Below are 20,183 nucleotides of genomic sequence, written 5' to 3' on the forward strand. Positions count from 1 at the left end.
GAAAAGTCTTTAGGACACGTTGAAAAAAACACCCTGAATTTCAGGGTGTTTTTTTGTATGGAGGGGTATTCAAAAAAGTCATGATGGTGGCGATGGCTCGCCATGTGGGAGCGAATGCATTCGCCAAGCAATGCCGCGACGGGGTCGCGGCTTGGGGCTTGCGCGGCCTGAAAGTCCAAAGCCCCCATCGGCGACTGAATCGCCGATGACATCGCGAATGCATTGGCTACGACGAGGAACGCGTGGTGCGTGAGGCAGGCTTAGAATTTGCCCGCGCGAAAATCCGCGATCGCTTCGTGGATCTGCGCTGGCGTATTCATTACGAACGGGCCATAACGCGCTACCGGCTCGTTCAAGGCTTTGCCGGCCACCAGCAAGACACGCGCTGGCGCATCACGACCTGCCACGCGCACGCGATCACCCCTGGACAATACGGCCAGCTCACTGCGATCCAGGCGTTCACCGGCGATAGCGGCATCGCTACCGTCGAACACATAGGCAAACCCGCTGTGACCTTCCGGCAGGGGAATCTCCACCTGCGCACCGGCCTGCACGGCGATGTCCAAGTAGACTGGCGCAGTGGCGATGCCATTGACCGGTCCGATCGCACCGTCGAGCTCGCCGGCGATCACGCGCACTTCCACGCCATCGGCTGGATGCACGATGGGGATGTGCTCGGGCGCGATGTCCTGGTAGCGGGGCGCGGTCATCTTGTCTGCCGCAGGCAGGTTCACCCACAGTTGGAATCCCCACATCAGGCCATTCTCCTGTTGCGGCATTTCCGAATGCACGATGCCGCGCCCGGCGGTCATCCACTGCACGCTGCCCGGCCCCAGATCACCTCGGTTACCTTGGTTGTCACCGTGCTGCATATGGCCGGCCAGCATGTAGGTCACCGTTTCAAAGCCACGATGCGGATGTTCGGGAAACCCGGCGATGTAATCCCCGGCCTGATCGGAACGGAACTCGTCCAGCATCAGGAACGGATCGACCATATCCAGCCCGGGCTGCCCAATGACGCGCTTCAATCGCACCCCGGCACCATCGGACGTATCCATGCCGCGCACGCGGCGCACAATGCTTCGCTCGGTCATTTGATGAACCCTCCAATCAGATGACCGCAAAGATGGCGCTTGCCCGCCGGGATGCCAAGCGGCCGGGGAGTGAACGGATTGTTTCTTTGGGGGTGAGGTCGGCGGCCTTGCCGCCAGTGAGGCCACCGACCTTACGCCAACGCCGCTCCACACTCACCGCAGAACTTCGCCCCTTCCGTCACGCCATGCCCGCAGCGCGGGCAGTGGGTGGGGCGAGGGCGGGGCATGACGGGGGGCGCCGGCGGGGTCACGGAATCGACCACGTTTTGCAGGGCGGCACGGGTGTCGGCCGCACCGCTGGCGCGGTTCATGGCGTTCATGGCGGCGATCTTTTCGACGTCGGCGCGCGAGTGGGGCATGTCCACGCTGCTCTGGCCTTCGGCGAAACCCTGCAAGTGCTCGCGCAGCACCTTGGCAAGGTCGGGACGACCGCGCAGGCCGATCATGCGACGCGGCGAGTCGGCACCGAAGGTCACCGAATCGACCTCGGCCACCCACACGCGCATGGTCATGTCGTTGACGCTGATGATTTCCTTTTCAGTGCGCACGCGATCGGTGAACTGGGCACCGATGGCCGTATTGGAGCGCTGGAAATTACCTTCCACTTCCACCCAGGTCAGGCGCGAGGTGAAGTCGAAGCGCGACCACAGGATATGCCCGGCGCGCAGGCAGAAGGTGGCAAGCGAGAACATGCCCCCGGCGAAACAGATGTATTCCCAGATCACCGGCTCGGTGACATGCGCCACGACCTTGTGCGCATACATCAGCAGGGCCACCGCGCAGGCCAGCGTATAGGCCACGCCCAGGCCGCTGAGCAGGGTGAGCCAGCGGTAACGCGGCTCGCGCAGGGCATCGCGCAAGGTAATCTTGCGCATGTCGTCGCGCGGCATCGGCTGGGTTTCTTCCAGCAGTTCGCCGCTGAAGCTGCCGGCGGCACCGATGGTCTGCGGTACATGGCGCGCGTAACGACGGTTGGGGATCTGCTCGACCCAGCCGCGTTGCATCTCCCGATCGAGTTCCACCAGGACCTGATTCGGCGGCGCGTTCATCGAGACGGTGGCGATCTCGCAGGCCATCAGCGTGGGTGGGGGCGCCACCATCTGACGCAGCAGGGCCACGAAGAACACGACCACCGCGACGATGGCGCAAACCAGCAACAGCAGCGCCTGCCAGCTCAAGTCGATGCCGCCCAGCGAACGCAGGTGCGGCGAGATGGAGTGGATGAGTACCGGGGCCAGGATCGCCACCAGCACCAGCACGATCAACCCCGCCGGGCCCAGGTAGGTGCGCGCCAGCGCACCACGCTCGAGCGGCACGAACAGCAGCGCAGCGGTATAGATGAAAAAGAACAGGCCCAGCCATGCCAGGTCATGCGGCTCAAGCACACCGAGCATGGTCACCAGCAGCGCGAGCAACACCACGATCAGGGTCAATCCTGTGCGGAACTGCAACTGCGCCACCCATTGGATCGGCTGCGGCGCCCAGATCAGCGGCCGCACCATGCTGTAGAGCAGGCCGTTGAGCGCGCCACGCGGCTCTTCCACGGCAATCGCGCCACCCCGCATGGTCGCCTTGAGGCGCGGCGCGTCGGGCTTCTCGCCCAGCTGTCCCTCGGCCAGTTCGCCGGCCAGGCCTTCAGGCTTGCCGCGACCGAAAAAGAAGCGCAACCGGCTGAATGCAGTCGCTGCGTGCTTGATGCCGCCGGCCAGCATGCCCACACCAATGATGATCGGTGCCAGCGACCAGCCATCCAGGTGCGCGCCCAGGCCCGAGCGGGCGAGGATCAGCGCATAGAAGCCACAGACGATCAGGATCGCCGCGGCCACCATGCGAAAGATATTTTCTACCCGATAGGGGTTCGGGAAATCCAAGCGTTGCGCGCTTGAACCGTATTCGTAAGCCATCCTTTCCTTCCCCATGGAGGGATCGTGGCGCATCGCCACGATCCTGACGCGATCAGTGCACCCAGTGTCCGCTGCGCTGGCGCGGCGGCGTGCTGCTCGACTCGTCGCGGTCGTGGGTCAGTGCCTGCAGTTCCGCCTCGGTAGCGGGGTGCTCCTGCCAGTACTGGCTGACCGCTTCAAGCACGATCGGCACCTGCGACAGGCACTCGTCGTACTCGTCCTCGCTGAGCTTCTCGAAGTCGGCCTCGGCACTGAGGATGCCTTCGTCCACGGCCAACGCCATCACCGGGCCGAGCAATTCCATCAGTTGCGGGTCATCGGCCAGGCGTTTTTCCCATAGGCCAGCGCGCAGGTCGATGGCGCGACTGAAGCCTTCGCACCAGCCCGCCGCGCTCAACATGGGGCCGGCGTCCGTATCGATTTCGCCCAGAATAGGCTCGTAGGCATCCACGTCGAGCTCGGCATGGATGGAATCGTTGAGCTTGGCCAGCAGGGCAAGCACCCGGTTGCCTTCATCCTCGTCGGTAAACGGGTCGTGCAACACCTCAGGCAGCCATTCGTCGGGCATGACATCCAACGGACCGACGGCCAGCGCCGACAGCATGCCATGCACCCCGTCGAGCAGCAGGTCGCCATCGTTGGCGTGCGCGCGGAAGTAGCGGTCCAGCTCTTCCAGTTCGTTGTCATCCAGCGAACTGGGCCATTCGGTCTTGGTTGTATTCATGTGCGTGTGTGGATTCCAGTGCCCTAGATATCCAGGTCCAACGTTACCGGCGTGTGATCGGAGGGTCGTTCCCAGGTCCTTGGCGTACGATCGATAACGGCCGCCCTGGCCAGGGGCTTGAGCGCATCGGCGACCAGGATCAGGTCGATGCGCAGGCCCATGTTGCGCCGGAATGCGGCCTGACGATAGTCCCACCAGCTGAAGTGGCCGCCCTCAGGCTCGAACAGCCGGAAGCTGTCGTGCAGGCCGAGGTCGGTGATGGCTTTCAGGCCGGCGCGCTCAGGCGGCGAACACAAGATGTCTTCGCCCCAGGCAACCGGATCGTGTACGTCACGATCGTCCGGCGCGATGTTGAAATCACCCAGCACCACCAGGTTGGGATAGCGGACGATTTCCTCGGCGAGAAAGTCGCGCATCTTTGTCAGCCAGTCGAGCTTGTAGGTGTACTTCTCGTCGCCTACCGCCTTGCCGTTGACGACATACAGGTCAACCACGCGCACGTCACCCACGGTGGCGGCAAGGATGCGTCGCTGTGGGTCGATCAGTCCGGGGATGTCGGTGACCGGGTCTTCCAGCGTCAATGGCTCGCGCGCCAGGATCGCGACGCCGTTATAGGTCTTCTGACCGGAGAACAGGCAGCGGTAACCGGCGGCGGCTATTTCATCGACCGGAAACTTGCCATCCTCGAGCTTGGTCTCCTGCAAACCGACCACATCGGGCTTGGCATCGGCCAGCCATTGGGTGAGTTGCGGCAGGCGCACCTTCAGCGAGTTGACGTTCCAGCTGGCTATTCGCATGCCTTGCATCGCCTTGATTTCATTAGGTAGTTCCTTCATCCAGGGCTGGCGGGCACCTGGTGGGTATCGGAGTATAACGGACACCCTCGCAGCCACCGACTGAACCGTCTCGCCGGCACGACTTGCCGTGCCGGGAGCTCGCTTGCCGGTGGGTCAGGTAAGGCCGTGGCTACGCAGCAGGGCATCCGGCTGCGGCTTGCGACCACGGAATGCGATGAAACTCTCGATCGCCGGCCTGCTGGCACCCACGCTCAGGATCTCGCGGCGGAAACGATCGCCGGTAGCGCGATCAATGACGCCATGTGCCTCGAATTCGCCGAAGGCGTCGGCGCTGAGAAGCTCCGCCCACAGATAGCTGTAGTAACCGGCCGCGTAACCACCGGCGAAAATATGGCTGAACGCGTGCGGGAAGCGCTGCCACGCTGGCGGGTGGAGCACTGCCACTTCCTTGCGTGCTTGTTCGAGCACGGCCATGGTCTGGGCACCTTGGCTGGGGTCGTACTCCAGGTGCAGCAGGAAATCGAACAGGGCAAATTCCAGCTGGCGCACCAGAAACAGCCCAGCATGGAAATGACGCGCGTCGAGCATGCGCTGGAAGAGTTCGTCAGGCAGGCGTTCGCCGGTTTCGTAATGCCTGGCGAAAAGATCCAGGGCCTGCCGGTTCCAGGCGAAGTTCTCCATGAACTGGCTGGGCAGTTCCACGGCGTCCCATTCCACGCCATCGATGCCACCAATCGAAGGCAAGGTGATCTCGGTCAGCAAATGATGGAAGCCATGACCGAACTCATGGAACAACGTGAGCACGTCGTCGTGCGTCAGCAGCGCGGGCTTGCCTTCGGTGGGCGGCGCGAAATTGCAGGTGAGGAAAGCCACCGGAAGCTGCTCGCTGTCCCCATCCCGGAAGCGTGCGCGGCATACGTCCATCCAGGCACCGCCGCGCTTGCCGGTACGGGCGTAGAGGTCAACGTATGCGCCAGCGAACACGCGGCCATCGGCGTCGATGACATCGTAATAACGCACATCCGGATGCCACACATCGACGCCTTCACGCTGCACCAGGTTGATGCCATACAGGCGATTGACCAGGCCGAACAAGCCCTCGATCACCGACGGCAACGGAAAATACGGCTTGAGTTGTTCTTCATCGAGCGCGTATTGCTGCTGGCGCAACTTCTCGGCCGCATAGCTGATGTCCCACGGTTCGAGGTTGTCGAGCTTGAGTTCGGTACGCGCGAAATCGCGCAGGGTGCCGAGCTCGCGTTGCGCCACCGGCTTGGCGCGGGTCGCCAGGTCGCGCAGGAATTCCATCACTTCCAGCGGCGACTGCGCCATCTTGGTCGCCAACGATTCTTCAGCAGCATTGGCAAAGCCCAGCAGCAGTGCTGCCTCATGGCGCAAGGCCATGATCTTCTCGATGCGTTCGCTGTTGTCGAACTTGCCCGCATGCGGCCCCTGGTCGGAGGCCCGAGTCTGATAGGCCCAGTACACGCGCTCGCGCAGGCCACGGTTGTCCGCATAGGTCATCACCGCCTGCACGCTGGGCTGCTTGAGCGTGACCAGGTATCCATCGAGCTTCTGGTCCTTGGCGTACTGGCGCAGCACGGCACGACCCGATTCGGGGATACCGGCGACATCACGCTCATCGGTGAGGTGCTCGTGCCATGCGTCGGTGGCGTCGAGCACGGCATTGGAAAACTCGGTCGACAGCCTTGACAGCTCGACACCGATGTCGCGGAAGCGCGAGCGTGCCGGTTCTTCCAGTGACACGCCGGACAGACGAAAGTCACGCAACGCATGCTCGACCAGCGCCCGCTCCGGCCGGCCCAGTTCGGCAAAGGCAGGCGCATCGGCAACCGCCTGCACGGCGGCATACAGATCGCGGTTCTGGCCCACCTCGATGGAGTGCTCGGTCAACTTTTCCTCGGCCGGTCCATAGACCTTGCGCAAGGCCTCGCTGTCGGCCACCGAGTGCAGGTGTCCCACAGGTGCCCAGGCCCTGGCCAAGCGCTGGTCCAGGCGCTCCTGGCTGAGCATCACGCTGGCGAAGTCACGCGGTGCGCCGGGCGCGGTGATGGCATCGATACCGCTGCGGTAATCGGCCAGGATCGCGTCAATGCCCGGGGCTACGTGTTCAGGACGGATCGTCGAGAAGGCGGGCAGGGCGGCGTCGGCCAGCAGCGGATTGTCTTTGCTCATGGGTATTCCTTGATGTCCGGGAAGCCAGCGTGGCGACCGCCACGGCCGAAATCAAGCGGACTGCTTTCGTTTTGTCACAAACCACACCGTACCATCGCCAGCCATGAGCTCAACGGATCTGGCCGGGCGGTTCGCGCGCTATGCCGTCTTTCGGCACCTGGACACGCAAGCGCTGGCCGCATTGGAACGCGAATTGGTGTGGTTCAGCCTTCCTGGCGGACGGCCGCTGTTCAAGGCGGGCGAGCCGGCCGATGCGCTGTTCCTGGTCAAAAGTGGCAGCCTGGGCCTGTTCGACGGCCCGACCGACCTGCTGGAGCTGATCGGGCCGGGTGACAGCGCGGGCGAAATCAGCCTGATCAGCGGCGAGCCACGGCGGCGGACCGTGCGCGCCCTGCGCGATTCGCAATTGTGGCGGCTGGACCGCCAGGCCTTCGAATCCCTGGTGGCGCGTTATCCCAAGGCCATGCTCGGCGTCGCGCAGGTTGCCATCGATCGGCTGCTCAAGCGCGAGCAGCGCGATAGCGTGCCTTTCACGCCGCGCACGTTCGCCATGTTGCCGGTGGCCGCCGACGTCCCTGCACGCGCCCTGGCCATGCAGTTGGCCCAGGCGTTGGAACGCTACGGCAGTTGCCTGGTGATCGATGCGGCGATGGGCGCCGGGCGTGGCAGCGACTGGTTTGCCGAGCGCGAGGCGCAGGTACGCTTCGTGATTTACCTCGATACCCAGCTCGACCCGCTATGGCGCGAGCGCTGCCTGCGCCAGGCCGATGCTTTGCTGCTACCAGCATGGGCGGCCCAGCCTGCGCGACCGTGGCCGGAGAACGCGCCCGGCCATCCATCCCGAGTTCGCCATCGGCCACGACACCTGATCTTGTTGCAGCCCGGGCGCCAGCCCAGTCTCGGCTCGGCTCGGCGCTGGCGTGACGTCTTCAGTGGTGAGCTGCGCCATCACCATGTCGGCCACCAGGGCGACATCGAGCGACTGGCACGCATGATCAGTGGCCATGCGCGAGGCCTGGTGCTGGCCGGTGGTGGCGCACGCGGCATGGCGCACCTGGGGGCATTACGGGCCCTGCACGAAGCCGGCCACGTCTTCGATGCCGTCGGGGGCACCAGTATCGGTGCGATCATCGGCGCCGGCGTGGCCTGTGGCTGGGACATCGATACCATGACCGACACGTTCCGCCGCGCCTTCATGCAGGGCAAGCCGCTGTCGGATTGGACCTTACCCCTGGTGGCCCTGACTCGGGGGCATCGGGCGTCGGCGATGCTGCGCTCCACCTTCGGCGCGCTGGACATCGACGATATGGCGCTGCCTTTTTTCTGTGTCTCGACCTGCCTTTCCGGTGAAGGCATGAGCGTGCACCGGCATGGCTCACTGTGGATGTGGCTACGCGCTTCGTGTGCCATTCCCGGGGTGCTGCCTCCGATGCTCCACCAGGGCCGCGTCTATGTGGACGGCGCCCTGGTGGACAACCTGCCAACCGATGTCATGGCCGACGACGGCATCGCGCACATCACAGCGGTGGATATTCGCGCCGAAATCACCCTGGCGACCACCGCCGAAGAATTCGCCACGCCGCCATGGTGGCGCGTGCTGATGCAGAAAGACGCCGACATCAGCCGCCCCGGCATCGTCTCCACCCTCGTGCGCGCCGCCATGGTCAATAGCGAGGTGCCTTCGCAACGCCGTCGTGAGCGTGCCGATATCCTGATGACGCCACCGCTGGAACACGTGGGCATGCTCGACTGGCGCGGCTGGCAGACCGCGGTGGATGCGGGGTATCGGCATGCTTGCCAGGTGCTTGAGCATGGCCAGATGCGAGAAGGATCACGGAGCGAGGAGTGAGAGAACCTGCTTTCTCTGACTTCTCGATTCTCTTCACTGTCTTCCCTCCGACACCTCACGAAGGCGATACACTGCCGGAATGAATCTGCGTTCCTACAAAGGCAAAACCCCCACCCTCGGCCAACGTGTCTATGTCGATCCCGCTGCGGTGGTGATCGGTGCGGTGATGTTGGGCGATGATGCGTCCATCTGGCCTTGCGCGGTACTGCGCGGCGACGTGCAGCGCATCGAGATCGGCGCGCGCAGCAACGTGCAGGACGGCGCCGTGATCCATGTCACCCACGATGGTCCCTTCACGCCGGGCGGCATGCCGACCCTGGTGGGCGAGGGCGTGACGATCGGACACGGCGCGGTGATCCACGCTTGTACCATCGAAGATTATTGCCTGATAGGCATGCATGCGACCGTGCTCGATGGTGCACGGGTCAGGAAATACGGCTTCGTCGGCGCCGGTAGCGTGATCCCACCGGGCAAAGTGGTGGGCGAACGGGAACTGTGGCTCGGCAATCCCGCCAAATTCGTACGCCTGCTCGATGACCGGCAGATCGAGCAGTTGCACTATTCGGCCGATCATTATGTACACGTCAAGAATGACTATCTGATCGCCTGACCGTGCATCGCTCAAGAGCAAACGGCAGCGCCATACCCTGGTCGACCTCTCATGCGCAGAGTTAGCCGGCTTTTCGTATCGAGGTATCGCCGTGCGAATCAGCGGGGCAATCGATTACTGGGTAGCCTCAGTGTGCCTGGCTGCCCGAGGCATTGGCGGCCTGCATGGCCGCGGCACGCGCTTCGTCCTGCTTGACCATCACCTGGCGCGCTGCGTCGAGCTTGCTGCCCAACAGGGACAGCGTGTAATTGGTGCTGTCGAATTCGCGCAGCAACGACAGTTCGCGCTGGGCTTCGTCCAGGTCGTTGTTGTTGATCGAGCGCTCTACTTCCTCCGTTGCCGTGCCGAACAGATCGTGCATATTCTGCGTCGCGGTCTTGTTCTGGGCGTCGAGTTGAAGCACCGAAAGATAGAACTCGTAGGCGTTGCTGCCGGCCGGTGCGACCAGATGCTTGTCCTTGATCGCGGTATCGGCCAGGCCAAGCATGATGTTCACGCCCGAATCGGAAGAGCTCGATGAAGAGGCAGGATCGTTGCCGCCTCCAGCGGTGCTGCCCGCACCGTGGCCGACCACGAACCAGCTCGTGGCGCCCAGCACGACGACCGCCAGTGCCAGTGAAATCCAGATAAGCCCGCGCCGGTTCGGCGTGGCGGAAAGAGAAACATTCATGGGACCGGGGGGATCGGGGAGTCCGTCGCAACAGGAAGCTGCCCCCTGTAGACAGGTCCTCGCGACAACTACCGTACCGTAGCCCGGACGCGTGTCAGGAATGTGACTGATGCTGCTTGGGCAAGCAAGCAGGAGGGACGGGCGGCGCAAGCGCCTGGACCTGTGCACCCATGGTCCATCGCGGCGCCATCAACGGTCAGCCGAAATGACCACCTATGATCCGTCCATCCTTGTCGAGCTCGACAAAGTAGCGACTGTTGTTGCTGCGAAAATCCATCGTGGTGATGGTATTGGGCATCACCAGTTGCACATCCGGATACGCCGCGCGGAACTGCGCCGGTGTCGGGTGCGTCGCCAGGAAGGCATCGAAGGCCGGCATGTCGGTGACGAAGCCATGATGGACCATGGGGACCATGGGGGTGGAGGAGTTGGCAGGCGTGCTCTGGCAGCCTGTCATTGCAGGGGCGAGGGCCAGTACGAGGGCCAGCGAAAGCAGTGGGCGCATGCGGTTTCCTCCGATTCGCGCAAAGGTGCATCCTGGCGATGCTGGCACCCCGCATCATGCGAGGTGCCAGCGTTGAACTTTACCAAAGCGTACTTGCGTTGCCGCCATCTGGCGACCCATCCGGATGCGTGAACCAGGCTACGCGATTGCGACCACCCAGGCAGCCCTTACCCTGGCTGTAGCTGGTCAGAACGCCAGCCGATGTGGTGAGCGAGGTCTTGTAACAGCCAAGCAGGGAATCGGTGTAATTGAAGTCTTGCGTACTTTGCTGGCCCGTGTGCGAGGTCAACACGCCCGTGGAATCGAACACCAGGGTGTCACCCGTGCTGATCGCATTGGCCACATCGGCGGTAAACAGATCGATGCCGAGCAGGCGATGCGCCAGGTGCTTCTGATAGCCCTGCTTCACGGCGCTGGCGACGTTGGTGCTGCCGTCGTCGTTTGCCGTCTGGTTGTAATCCAGATAGAACGGATAACTGGTCGTCTCGCGATATTCGGCCGTGATCAGCGGACCGATCTTGCTCTGGCTGATGCTGTTGACCGTCGTCGTCTGGCTGGTGACCTGTCGATACTGGGTGGCATTGATGGTGAAGGTCTGGGTGTTATCGAAGCCCACGGTCTGCGTCACGGTGTTCTGAACGCGTCCCTTGGAAGTATTGGTATAACCTTCGATTACGAACTGGCGACTGATCGTGGTGTTGATCGGGCCGCTGATGTTGCCATTGCCGTCGTTCTGCAATGAATCGGTGACCGTAGGCGTGACCGCCTGTCCGATCAGCGTATTGCGCGTCACCTTGCCAGTGACCTGCTTGCTGTGTGCATCCTGGTACACCAGCAGAGCCGCGGTAGCGGAGAAATAGTTGTTCGCACCGGCAACGCTTACCGCGACCGTATGCGGCTGGCCATCGCTCAGCACGCCGGCAAACGGTGACAGGTCCACGCGATAAGGCAGGAAATTCAGCGTCTGCACGCCCGTGGTCGGACGCCACATGTATGGATCGATACCGCCCGTGTAGACCCAGGGATAGATCGGGGCCACGCCGGCAGGTTGTCCATCGATGCTGACCTCCGTTTCGCGGAAATTACCGCCACCGCATTCCTGCACTTGCGATGCATATTGATCGGGTACGCAGGTGTACCAGAATTCGTCACCGATCTGGCTCTGCGCGAACACGTCCAGATAGGCCTTCTCTACGTTGCGCGGCAGAGTGAAGGTCCTGGACAGGCTGTCCGAGGGCGTATTGAGCGAAGTCGTGCTGCCGATCGGGTCGCTGCCTAGCGGGTAGACGGCATCGGGCGCAGTCGACGCCGGTTTGCCCGGATAGAACAGCAGGCGGGCCGTACCGTGGATCACGCCCGTGTAGGTGCCATCGACAATATTGCCGATCAGGCTCTGGCCCTGTTGGGCCGACTTGAGCAGCGCGGTGTAATCGGTCAGGTCACGCTCGATGTGCCAGCTCGGAGCCACCGTGGCCGATGGCTCCTGCGTGGTACCGAAGTACACATTGACGCCACCGATCCAGATATTGGCCGTGCGATCGAACTGGCGACCTGCCGTAACGGAAAAATCGGCCTCCAGTACCACCTTCGACCACGACCCCTGGCAACCGGCCGGTGGCGCATAGGCGAACGTATGGTTGCTGAAATCGGTATAGCTCACATCGCTGAACAGCTGGACCACGCACGGCGTTCCCGCGGGGCGCGGAACGCCCGGGTCCGCGATGGCGACATCCGGCGATCCGACCGTGGGCGTGGACGCCCCTGCGGCCAGCGCCGAACCGGCAAAACCCAAGGCACACGACAAGCCCGCCAGATGAAGGACGTGGCGAGCCCAAGCACGATGCAACATGACGCGTATCTCCCATGACACCCCGCCCCCTGCCCGCCGAAGTTAGCACACGGCGTGGTTTGGACGGGAAGAGGGTGCAACACGGCCCGACTTCGTCCAGGGGATGGCTTAAATCACGTAGTAAGGGGCCCAATCAACGGGAGTATTGCGCCCATGGTGGCGCGCTTGCTGCCTCGAACTGTGCGCAGCTAGCCTGCGTCAAGGGAAACGCATCACTCGAAAAAAGAGGTCTCAACTTCCCATGGTCTGAAGCTGGGGAAACTCTTTTCGTCGGCGTTCTTTCACGATCGCCGGAATGTAGGTATTTTTCTTTTTTACATCACCGAGCCCGAGAAGCTCGTAAACCGAGCCACCAATGCCGGGAATGACTTCCTCGCCATCCGAACTCTTGCATGAATCGGTTGCGAAGTGGACAAACTCGAATTTCTTCGCAAGTTCATCCGGAAACTCGTTTGCAAGCCGTTTTTCCGCGTCTTTGAGCATGACCGGAGACACGACAAACACTCGCTTAGGATTTGTCGTGGTGATGGCTTTGGTCAAGTTGGTCTTGACCACGCACGCACCGGAAATGATCGATTTGACAATCACGAACACTACGTCGCTCTTGTCATAGACCTCCTCGTAGGTACGAACGACCGGAGAGATCGAAATCCCACCGCTCTTTACCCGTGCGTTCCACATGCAGATCATGCGCGTTCTGGCGCGATGTGATTCCAGCTCTTCGATCACGCCACGCGCGAGGAAATCTGCGTCTTCCACGGTGCAGATGACGCAGATGTCTCTGGTCAACTCGGACTTGAGCGTCGGGAACATGCTTGCAGCCAGATGAGCGCCCAATCTACGCATGTGCTCACGATAACCCTTGATATCCCCTTTGAGAGTCGGGAGTGATTCCAAGAGTGTCCTGGCTTCTGGATCTTTATCTGCGAAGGCGGTAAAGGTCCTGCCTGCGGTCATGGTAGAGCCTCTTCAAATGCTTCGAAGGTCTTCGGTTGCAGCTTGACGATCTGATTCTGAAACAATGCGAATTCTTCACTCAAGACCGATTGCGCAAAGACGCCGGACGTGCCAAATGCTGTCCACTGGAAGAAGCCTCGTGAGGCACCGTACATCAAACCTTCAATCCTATCAAGAACTTGTCGGAATCGGAGGTCGAAATGGCGCTCCCAATCCTGGTCGTCGGGCAGCAAGCGGATCTGACCAGGAAACAAGCCCGCGGCCTTGCCCAGCAGCTGACTTACCGTGGCCCCATCGGGGAACTCGATACAAGCCATCAACAACGCTCCGAATGTTCCAGTAAGCGCATCGTCGGTTGGCTTCTCGACATGACTTAGCACGGCGAGGTGTTCGCGAAGCGCCGGTAGCTCCAGCACGAGCTTGTTGGCGGTCCTGGTCCACGGGAAGTGCACCACTGCGGAATGGCTTTTGATATCGACGGGAATGGACTCACCCAGCGTGTTAGCCAGGGTGGCAGCGGGAACCACCAGGTTCGTGCTGGGGGCGGGCTCGTTCATGAAAACCGATAGCTTGTGCTGATACTGGAAATCCGTTGCGATGGGATGTTCCCCAGCAGTCCAACTCACCGCTTCCTGATTTTTCATCTGGAAATACGCGGTGCCATCATCCGAACCGAGTCGCAGGTCATCCACAAACCCCTCATCCTGCCCTTTCACGTGAGGATTGGACTCACCTACCATCCACCGAGCCGCCGCCTCGGCGACTTTGAAGGCCATGAAGAAGTCTTCATAACGCGTGCCCTTGTTGCCGCTACTGCCGCCCCTGTGCTTATTGGCAGCGTACCTGGCCGCGTCAACACCCAGACAAGCCTTGATCTGTGCGTTCGTCGCCACACGTGGTTCCAGTTTGATATGGCCGACATGGTAATCGCCCGAAAGTAGCGCCTGTATCAGGCCTCGCCTGGAATATCGGATCTGAGGTCAGCCAGCTGCTATGCAATCCAAGCTTAGCTGCTCCAACGCGGCCAGATAAGCCAATGCGTACCGCAGGTCGAGGCCGCGCCCAGGCGGCCCATGCCATGTTCAGCCCAACTGCGCGCGCAGCTCGTGGTACACCGGATCGGTCTCCGGCCGCTTGCCATGCCACAGCTCGAACGCGTCGGCAGCGGTCTCGACCAGCATGCCCAGGCCATCGACGATGAACTTGGCATTGGCGACCTTGGCCCAGGCCAGGAACTGGGCCGCGCCCTTGCCATAGGAAAGGTCGTAGCAGGTGGCGCGGTTGCCGACAAAGCCAAACGGCAGATCGAGCGGAGCGCCCAGCACACCGGCCGAGGTGGCGTTGATGATCAGGTCGAAGCTGCCGATGGTATCGAGGTCTTCCCAGTAACGTGTATGCGCGCGCGCCGGCTCGCCGATCGCATCGGCCAGGGCGTCGGCCTTTTCGGGCGAACGGTTGACGATGGTCAGCGTTCGCACGCCGGCATCGATCAGCGCCCAGGCCACACCCTGGGCTGCACCGCCCGCGCCAAGCATCAGGGCGTCGTGGCCACGCAGGTCCAGTTGGTGACGATCCGTCAGGTCACGCACCGCGCCGGCGCCGTCGGTGTTGTGCGCCGCAAGGCGGCCGTCGGCAAGCCGGGTCAGCACGTTGGCACTGCCTGAGCGCTTGGCCGCCTCCGAACACTCGTCGGCCAGCATGAACGCCGCGTTCTTGAACGGCAGCGTGACGTTGGCACCGCGCGCGCCGTCCTCGGCGAAGAAGGCCCGCACCGTCTCAGCGAAACGAGCCGGCTCGGCATCGATGGTGCGGTAGTCCAGCTCCAAGCCGAACTGGCGCGCGAACGCCTGGTGGATCCGGGGCGACAACGAATGGCTGATCGGGTGACCGAACACCGCGAACTGACCTGCCTGCATGGGCTCTCCTTACGATGGCTGCGAGGGCCGACGATCCGGCCAAATGACGATTTTATCGCGGTCGCAGTCCGTGAGATGAGCGATTCACACAATCGCTTCCACACCACGACGGAAGTCTGCACCCATGCGCCAGCCTGCCACCACGTTCCAAGCCCGTCACCAGCGCCTGCTCGGCGCCGCCCTGCTCTGGCTGCTGGGCGGCACGATGCTGCTGCTGACCACCCTGGTCCCGCTCTATACCGATACCTGGGGCTGGACGCCGGCATTCTGGCTGCTTGGCGCGCCGCTATCGGTGCTGCTGGTGCTGGAGCCCGGCCTTCCACGCCACTTGCTGGCCCTGGCCCGCCACGCCCGCCGCCGCCCGGCACGCCAGCCAGCGATCTGGAACTGATGCCCTCTCAGCCCGCAGGTGCCTGCGAGGCTGATCGAACGATTCGAAGAACATTCCGCTTGGCAGTGGATGAACGCGGCGGGAGGCCGCGAGGGGAGCGCCACGCATGGTCGAGGGATCGGCGGTGCAACTTGCCTGGCGCGGTTCCAGGGAGAGGAACCTTGGATCCGGCGGCTCACGGACGAGCTGTCGGAGGCACCCGGCCGGAGCAGAAGCCTCTCGCCTTGCTCGCTGTGAAGTCGCGCCTGCGGCGCTTTAAAAAGAAAAGAGGGCGAGCCCGGTCATCGCCGCTCTTCCTCTTTACTCTTCACAGACCTCACCGGCAGCCGACCTCACCCATCAATCCCCAGCCGCTTGCGCTCCATCCTGCGCAGGAACTCCTGCATGATGCGGCGATACAGGTCCTCGCCCAGATAGGCATCTTCCACGCCGGCGTCGATCGACGGGTTATCGTTGACCTCGATCACCACCGCCTTGTCGCCCACCTGCTTGAGGTCCACACCATAGAGGCCGTCGCCAATCGGCTGGGTGGCGCGCAGTGCCAGCTTCACCACTTCCGAGGGCGCATCGCGCACCGGGATGGTCTCGAAGCCGCCTGACTTGGCCGTGCCCTTGGCGCCGTGGTTATAGATCTGCCAGTGACCGCGCGACATGTAGTACTTGCAGGCGTAGATCGCCTCATGATTGAGCACACCGATGCGCCAATCGAATTCGGTGTAGACAAACTTCTGCGCCAGCAACAGCGCACTGTGCTGAAACAGTTCCGAGGTGGCTTTTTCCAGGGCCTGCTCGTTTTCCACCTTGACCACGCCTCGCGAGAACGAGCCGTCGGGAATCTTCAGCACCAACGGATAACCAAGCCTGGCGGCGACTTCTTTCAGGCCCTTGACGTCGTCGCGGTAGAGGATCTCCGTAAGCGGCACGGCCAGCTTGCGCGATACCATCAGGTCATTGAGGAAGATCTTGTTGGTGCAACGGAGGATCGAGGTAGGATCATCCATCACCACCATGCCCTCTTTCTCCGCACGGTGCGCGAAGCGATAGGTGTGATTGTCGCTGGCGGTGGTTTCACGAATGAACAGGCCGTCGTATTCGGCAAGGCGCTGGTAATCGTTCTTGCCGATCGGATCGACCTCGATGCCCAGCTCCTTGCCGGCGGCAATGAACGACTTCAGTGCCTTCTTGTTCGACGGCGGCATGGCCTCGGCCTGGTCGACCAGCATGGCGATGTCATAACGGTAGCGCTTGCGCGCACGGGGCTTGCGCCAGAGTTTCTTGGAGAAGCGGTCCAATTCCTCGGCAAACGCATCTTCCTGCGCATCATCGAGCGTATGCAGGCCCACCGGCTTGATCGAACTGATCTGCCACACCCGGTCGCGCTCGAATTCGATGCGCAGCAGCGGGCAGGGAAAGGTTTCAAATACCTGGCGCGCAAGGTCTTGCAGCGCGGTGTAGGCCGTTTCGCCGAAATACACCAGGATGCCGAAATCGGTGGTGTCACGGCCGCCAGCAGGCAGGAAGTGGGTGAGCTTCTGATTGAGATCGTCGATGTCCAGGCCATACAGCGAACGGCGGCGCAGGTCATTGACCGTGCGTACCGAGGGCATCACGCGATGACCACGTGCCTCGGCCAGCAGCGATACGTAGTATCCCGTGCCCAGGTACTTGTAGCTGCGGCACAGGTTGATGACATGGGTGCGTTCGTCGTCTGCGCCGATTGGCTCGCGCAGGTAGTCCATCGCCGTGACCACGTCCACGGACGGATAGTACGAACTCCAGTCGGAAGCTTTCTCGACAACAATGACGAGACGAGTCATGACACCTCGGATGGGCCGCCCCGGCATTCCCTGGCCACAGACTTTTATAGGTTTTTTCGCCCGCCGGGCGGGCGTTCAAGGCGCGCAGTGTGGCACATGCGCCGCCGCGCACAAGTGCGCGCACTGAAGCTCGATTAAATGCCCAGCCCGCTCGCGTTTGCTGCGTCGGGCGCGGTTGGCTAGAGTGCCGCGCTTGTTCTTCAGGATCAGGGCCGGACGACCCGATGACACCTACGCCCGCGACCGCCGCCGTACGCGTGCGCAGAGCCGAACTTTCCGATCTGGACGACCTGGTTGCGCTGGAGGATGCCACCTTCGACAGCGACCGCCTCAGTCGTGCGCAGTACCGCCGCCATCTGGATAGCGATAGCGCGCTGGTCCTGGTCGCCAGTGCCAACCACCGCCGCTTCCTGGGCACTGCCGTGGTGTTTTTTCGCAAAGGCACCCAGGTGGCCCGCTTGTACTCGATCGCCAGCAAGCCCGAAGCGCGCGGCAAGGGTGTGGGCTCGGCCTTGATCGAGGCCGCCGAGGACGCCGCGCGCGCGCGGCATTGCCACGCCCTGCGGCTGGAAGTGCGCACCGACAACGACAACGCCATCCGCCTGTACCAGCGGCTGGGTTATCGGGAAATCGGCCGGTACGAGCGCTATTACCAGGACGGCATGGCGGCGCTGCGGTTCGAGCGCATGCTGGTGGGGACGTGAGACCGGCCCGGGCTAGGAGTGAGTCGGATTAGGAGTGAGTGGAGAGGAGTGAGAGAAAAAGCGACCAGATCTTGCTTCCTCTTACTTCTCACTCCTAGCCCTTGCACTCACTCCTAGAACGGCTGCCCCATCCGCTGTTCGGTCGCCTCATCCGCGCGAGCGACCAGACCACCGGCACGGGACAAGGTCACGGTGTAATGGCCCTGGTCGACCAGCGGAAGGTAGGCGCCGCTGCCGAATACGGCATCGACTTGAGGTAGCCAGGTCAGCTCGTTGCGACGCAGGGCGACCAGGTCTTCGGCACCATCGCGCAGGTCCACCACGGTGCGTGGCGCGCTGGCTTCCTGGCCGGGATCATCGTAGCGACCACTGAGGCGGTCCAGGCGGTACAGCGGTGGCACACCGGCCAATACCGCCGGCAGCTTCCATTTCACTACCAGCGCTTCCATTCGCCAGGCGTCGCCGGACAGCGTCAGCTTCTGCACGCTGCCATCGGGCCGATGCAGGGTGATGGCCCACTGCTGCGGCGAGAGAATGCGCGCGTCGATCTCGGCCACGGGTGTTTCCTCATCCAGCAGGCGATAACCGTGGATCATCCAGCCGGTACCGCCAAGCGCCAGGGTCAGGGCGAAGGCCAGCAGCACGACGACGGCCCGGATACCCGCCGAGAGGCGCCGGCCACGATGCAGGTGGTCGCGCAATACAAACATCTGCATCAGGGTCACCAGCAGCATCACCGCCGCCAGGATCAGCAGGATCGTCGATGGCCAACGCAGCCAGACACTCCAGTCCATCATGTTCTCCGCGCGGCGACAGGCCGGCTCGGCGACATGATAGCCAAGGTGGCCGCCGAGGTTGCGACACGGTTACCAGCCCGGCGAATATCGCCCTGGCGTTCTATACTGGCGGCTTCGTCGAAGGATAAATCCATGCGTCAGCGAATCCTGTTCTGTCTGCTGTGCCTGGCACCGCTGGCCCTGTCCGGTTGTGGCAACAAGGGCCCGCTGTTCATGCCGCCGCCCAAGCCCGCCACAACGGCTGTCACGCCCAAGCCCAAGCCTGCCACCCCCGCGCCGGCCGACTCGTCGGCGATGCCGGCCCCCGCCAGCACGGTGCGCTGACCCGCCGTGAGCCTGCGTTTTTCCAAGATGCACGGCATCGGCAACGACTTCGTCGTGATCGATGGTCGTGAACCCGGCTTCACGTTGGAGACCGCACGCGTGCAGGCCATCGGCGATCGCCGTCGCGGCGTGGGCTTCGACCAGTTGCTGACCGTGGAACCGGCGCGCGATCGGTCTTGCGCGTTTTATTACGGCATCTGGAACACCGACGGTTCGCTGGCCCGGCAATGTGGCAATGGCGTTCGTTGCGTGGCGGCATGGCTCTATCGCGCCGGCCTGCTGCCGATGGGTGAAACCACCCGCCTGGAAAGCCCCTCTGGTCCCGTGACGGTCAAGCTGCTGGCTGCCGACCGCATCGCGGTGGACATGGGTGAGCCCGATTTCGATCCTGCCGCATCGCGCTTGGAGGGCGACGCGCCCCTGGCGCTCACGGTCGGCGAGCCCGGTGGTCCGGTGGCCGGCACGCTGCTGCCAATCGGCGTGGTATCGATGGGCAACCCGCACGCGGTGCTTGAGGTCGACAACCTGCAAGACCCCGCGCTGGATGTACAAGGACCCGCCATCACGACGCACCCGCGCTTCATCGACGGCGTCAACGCCGGCTTCGTGCAACGGCTTGCGCGCGACCACCTGGCGCTACGCGTGCACGAACGCGGCGCGGGCTGGACCCTGGCTTGCGGCACCGGCGCGTGTGCGGCGATGGCGGTCATGCATGAGCGCGGCGAAGTCGATGACAGCGTACGCGTGGATCTCCCCGGCGGCAGCCTGCATATCGACTGGGCCGGCCCGGGCAGCACCTTGTGGATGACTGGCCCGGCCGCCTTTGTGTTCGAAGGTGAATGGCTCGACTCGGACCTGTGCGACTGACATAGGCCCAAGGGTGAGAACACGGTTGCTATAGCCAGCTTTTCTCTCACTTCTCACGCCTCTCAACTGACTCCACAACCATCACGCCGAAAGCCACCGGTCTGACTCGGCTGCTCAAATCCCGGTTTACGCCCTTGAGTTGTTACAGCGACTCGTCGCACACTCCCGGGCATGCGGTGACGGCCGCCAAGGAATGTGAGGACATCCAGCGC

The 20,183-nt window shown here is 62.9% G+C and carries 20 protein-coding genes; 6 read left to right on the forward strand and 14 right to left on the reverse strand.

From position 1 onward, the window contains the following. The 6 genes from VF436_RS11720 to VF436_RS11745 form a co-directional block, all read right to left on the reverse strand. Positions 1 to 212, reverse strand: a 212-nt coding sequence (locus VF436_RS11720; RefSeq protein WP_330904212.1) for a hypothetical protein, incomplete at its 3' end; no start/stop codon positions are given. A gap of 48 nt (positions 213 to 260) precedes the next feature. Further along, entirely contained in the window at positions 261 to 1,094 is an 834-nt protein-coding gene (locus VF436_RS11725; protein WP_330904213.1) for a pirin family protein, read from the reverse strand. 131 nt (positions 1,095 to 1,225) lie between these two features. Next, the gene (locus VF436_RS11730; RefSeq protein WP_330904214.1) at positions 1,226 to 3,013 is read right to left on the reverse strand and encodes a zinc ribbon domain-containing protein; all 1,788 of its coding nucleotides are present in this window, start codon (positions 3,011 to 3,013) and stop codon (positions 1,226 to 1,228) included. Between the two features lie 37 nt (positions 3,014 to 3,050). Beyond that, positions 3,051 to 3,722 (reverse strand): YecA family protein, encoded by a 672-nt coding sequence (locus VF436_RS11735; protein WP_330904215.1) that lies wholly within the window; start codon positions 3,720 to 3,722, stop codon positions 3,051 to 3,053. A gap of 23 nt (positions 3,723 to 3,745) precedes the next feature. Beyond that, complete coding sequence (gene xth, locus VF436_RS11740) at positions 3,746 to 4,519, reverse strand: exodeoxyribonuclease III (RefSeq protein ID WP_330904253.1); 774 nt, start codon at positions 4,517 to 4,519, stop codon at positions 3,746 to 3,748. A gap of 153 nt (positions 4,520 to 4,672) precedes the next feature. Further along, complete coding sequence (locus VF436_RS11745; RefSeq protein WP_330904216.1) at positions 4,673 to 6,715, reverse strand: M3 family metallopeptidase; 2,043 nt, start codon at positions 6,713 to 6,715, stop codon at positions 4,673 to 4,675. 103 nt (positions 6,716 to 6,818) lie between these two features. Here VF436_RS11745 and VF436_RS11750 point away from each other — a divergent pair, with 103 nt between their 5' ends. Both VF436_RS11750 and VF436_RS11755 read left to right on the forward strand, forming a co-directional pair. Continuing rightward, complete coding sequence (locus VF436_RS11750) at positions 6,819 to 8,564, forward strand: patatin-like phospholipase family protein (RefSeq protein ID WP_330904217.1); 1,746 nt, start codon at positions 6,819 to 6,821, stop codon at positions 8,562 to 8,564. 79 nt (positions 8,565 to 8,643) lie between these two features. Further along, a complete protein-coding gene (locus tag VF436_RS11755) occupies positions 8,644 to 9,174 on the forward strand; it encodes a gamma carbonic anhydrase family protein (RefSeq protein WP_330904218.1) in 531 nt (176 codons plus the stop codon). A gap of 127 nt (positions 9,175 to 9,301) precedes the next feature. On the opposite strand, the gene VF436_RS11760 is transcribed toward VF436_RS11755, so the two are convergent. The 6 genes from VF436_RS11760 to aroE form a co-directional block, all read right to left on the reverse strand. Further along, entirely contained in the window at positions 9,302 to 9,844 is a 543-nt protein-coding gene (locus VF436_RS11760) for a hypothetical protein (protein ID WP_330904219.1), read from the reverse strand. A gap of 196 nt (positions 9,845 to 10,040) precedes the next feature. Next, positions 10,041 to 10,349, reverse strand: coding sequence for a hypothetical protein (locus VF436_RS11765; protein ID WP_330904220.1), 309 nt, complete (start codon positions 10,347 to 10,349; stop codon positions 10,041 to 10,043). Between the two features lie 79 nt (positions 10,350 to 10,428). Then, a complete protein-coding gene (locus VF436_RS11770; protein ID WP_330904221.1) occupies positions 10,429 to 12,198 on the reverse strand; it encodes a peptide-N4-asparagine amidase in 1,770 nt (589 codons plus the stop codon). A gap of 231 nt (positions 12,199 to 12,429) precedes the next feature. Next, a complete protein-coding gene (locus VF436_RS11775) occupies positions 12,430 to 13,155 on the reverse strand; it encodes a hypothetical protein (protein WP_330904222.1) in 726 nt (241 codons plus the stop codon). Further along, a complete protein-coding gene (locus tag VF436_RS11780; RefSeq protein ID WP_330904223.1) occupies positions 13,152 to 14,048 on the reverse strand; it encodes a hypothetical protein in 897 nt (298 codons plus the stop codon). Before VF436_RS11780 ends, VF436_RS11775 begins: the two co-directional genes overlap by 4 nt. Positions 14,049 to 14,237: 189 nt before the next feature. Then, positions 14,238 to 15,071 carry a shikimate dehydrogenase gene (gene aroE / locus VF436_RS11785; protein ID WP_330904224.1) on the reverse strand — a complete coding sequence of 278 codons (834 nt, stop codon included), beginning with the start codon at positions 15,069 to 15,071 and terminating at the stop codon, positions 14,238 to 14,240. Between the two features lie 124 nt (positions 15,072 to 15,195). Here aroE and VF436_RS11790 point away from each other — a divergent pair, with 124 nt between their 5' ends. Further along, positions 15,196 to 15,462, forward strand: a complete 267-nt coding sequence (locus VF436_RS11790; RefSeq protein WP_330904225.1) for a hypothetical protein — start codon at positions 15,196 to 15,198, stop codon at positions 15,460 to 15,462. A 332-nt stretch (positions 15,463 to 15,794) separates the two neighbouring features. Here VF436_RS11790 and VF436_RS11795 read toward each other — a convergent pair whose 3' ends face one another. After that, complete coding sequence (locus VF436_RS11795) at positions 15,795 to 17,279, reverse strand: RimK family protein (RefSeq protein ID WP_330904226.1); 1,485 nt, start codon at positions 17,277 to 17,279, stop codon at positions 15,795 to 15,797. A 224-nt stretch (positions 17,280 to 17,503) separates the two neighbouring features. On the opposite strand from VF436_RS11795, the gene VF436_RS11800 reads away from it, so the two are divergent. Then, complete coding sequence (locus VF436_RS11800) at positions 17,504 to 17,983, forward strand: N-acetyltransferase (RefSeq protein ID WP_330904227.1); 480 nt, start codon at positions 17,504 to 17,506, stop codon at positions 17,981 to 17,983. Between the two features lie 113 nt (positions 17,984 to 18,096). Here the strand turns inward: VF436_RS11800 and VF436_RS11805 are convergent, their stop codons facing one another. Next, positions 18,097 to 18,780 carry a hypothetical protein gene (locus tag VF436_RS11805; RefSeq protein ID WP_330904228.1) on the reverse strand — a complete coding sequence of 228 codons (684 nt, stop codon included), beginning with the start codon at positions 18,778 to 18,780 and terminating at the stop codon, positions 18,097 to 18,099. A gap of 132 nt (positions 18,781 to 18,912) precedes the next feature. On the opposite strand from VF436_RS11805, the gene lptM reads away from it, so the two are divergent. Together lptM and dapF are read left to right on the forward strand one after the other, a co-directional pair. After that, positions 18,913 to 19,104: an LPS translocon maturation chaperone LptM gene (gene lptM, locus VF436_RS11810; protein WP_330904229.1), complete on the forward strand. Its 192-nt coding sequence runs from the start codon at positions 18,913 to 18,915 to the stop codon at positions 19,102 to 19,104. A 6-nt stretch (positions 19,105 to 19,110) separates the two neighbouring features. After that, a complete protein-coding gene (gene dapF / locus VF436_RS11815; RefSeq protein ID WP_330904230.1) occupies positions 19,111 to 19,971 on the forward strand; it encodes a diaminopimelate epimerase in 861 nt (286 codons plus the stop codon). Positions 19,972 to 20,183: the final 212 nt, after the last annotated feature.

Source organism: Dyella sp. (assembly GCF_036384435.1).
GTDB lineage: Bacteria > Pseudomonadota > Gammaproteobacteria > Xanthomonadales > Rhodanobacteraceae > GSA-30.

Bases quoted from the DNA above. Each gene is read 5' to 3' on its own strand.
- VF436_RS11725 (WP_330904213.1), bottom strand. From the start codon at position 1,094: ATGACCGAGCGAAGCATTGTGCGCCGCGTGCGCGGCATGGATACGTCC.
- VF436_RS11730 (WP_330904214.1), bottom strand. From the start codon at position 3,013: ATGGGGAAGGAAAGGATGGCTTACGAATACGGTTCAAGCGCGCAACGC.
- VF436_RS11735 (WP_330904215.1), bottom strand. From the start codon at position 3,722: ATGAATACAACCAAGACCGAATGGCCCAGTTCGCTGGATGACAACGAA.
- xth (WP_330904253.1), bottom strand. From the start codon at position 4,519: ATGCGAATAGCCAGCTGGAACGTCAACTCGCTGAAGGTGCGCCTGCCG.
- VF436_RS11745 (WP_330904216.1), bottom strand. From the start codon at position 6,715: ATGAGCAAAGACAATCCGCTGCTGGCCGACGCCGCCCTGCCCGCCTTC.
- VF436_RS11750 (WP_330904217.1), top strand. From the start codon at position 6,819: ATGAGCTCAACGGATCTGGCCGGGCGGTTCGCGCGCTATGCCGTCTTT.
- VF436_RS11755 (WP_330904218.1), top strand. From the start codon at position 8,644: ATGAATCTGCGTTCCTACAAAGGCAAAACCCCCACCCTCGGCCAACGT.
- VF436_RS11760 (WP_330904219.1), bottom strand. From the start codon at position 9,844: ATGAATGTTTCTCTTTCCGCCACGCCGAACCGGCGCGGGCTTATCTGG.
- VF436_RS11765 (WP_330904220.1), bottom strand. From the start codon at position 10,349: ATGCGCCCACTGCTTTCGCTGGCCCTCGTACTGGCCCTCGCCCCTGCA.
- VF436_RS11770 (WP_330904221.1), bottom strand. From the start codon at position 12,198: ATGTTGCATCGTGCTTGGGCTCGCCACGTCCTTCATCTGGCGGGCTTG.
- VF436_RS11775 (WP_330904222.1), bottom strand. From the start codon at position 13,155: ATGACCGCAGGCAGGACCTTTACCGCCTTCGCAGATAAAGATCCAGAA.
- aroE (WP_330904224.1), bottom strand. From the start codon at position 15,071: ATGCAGGCAGGTCAGTTCGCGGTGTTCGGTCACCCGATCAGCCATTCG.
- VF436_RS11790 (WP_330904225.1), top strand. From the start codon at position 15,196: ATGCGCCAGCCTGCCACCACGTTCCAAGCCCGTCACCAGCGCCTGCTC.
- VF436_RS11795 (WP_330904226.1), bottom strand. From the start codon at position 17,279: ATGACTCGTCTCGTCATTGTTGTCGAGAAAGCTTCCGACTGGAGTTCG.
- VF436_RS11800 (WP_330904227.1), top strand. From the start codon at position 17,504: ATGACACCTACGCCCGCGACCGCCGCCGTACGCGTGCGCAGAGCCGAA.
- VF436_RS11805 (WP_330904228.1), bottom strand. From the start codon at position 18,780: ATGATGGACTGGAGTGTCTGGCTGCGTTGGCCATCGACGATCCTGCTG.
- lptM (WP_330904229.1), top strand. From the start codon at position 18,913: ATGCGTCAGCGAATCCTGTTCTGTCTGCTGTGCCTGGCACCGCTGGCC.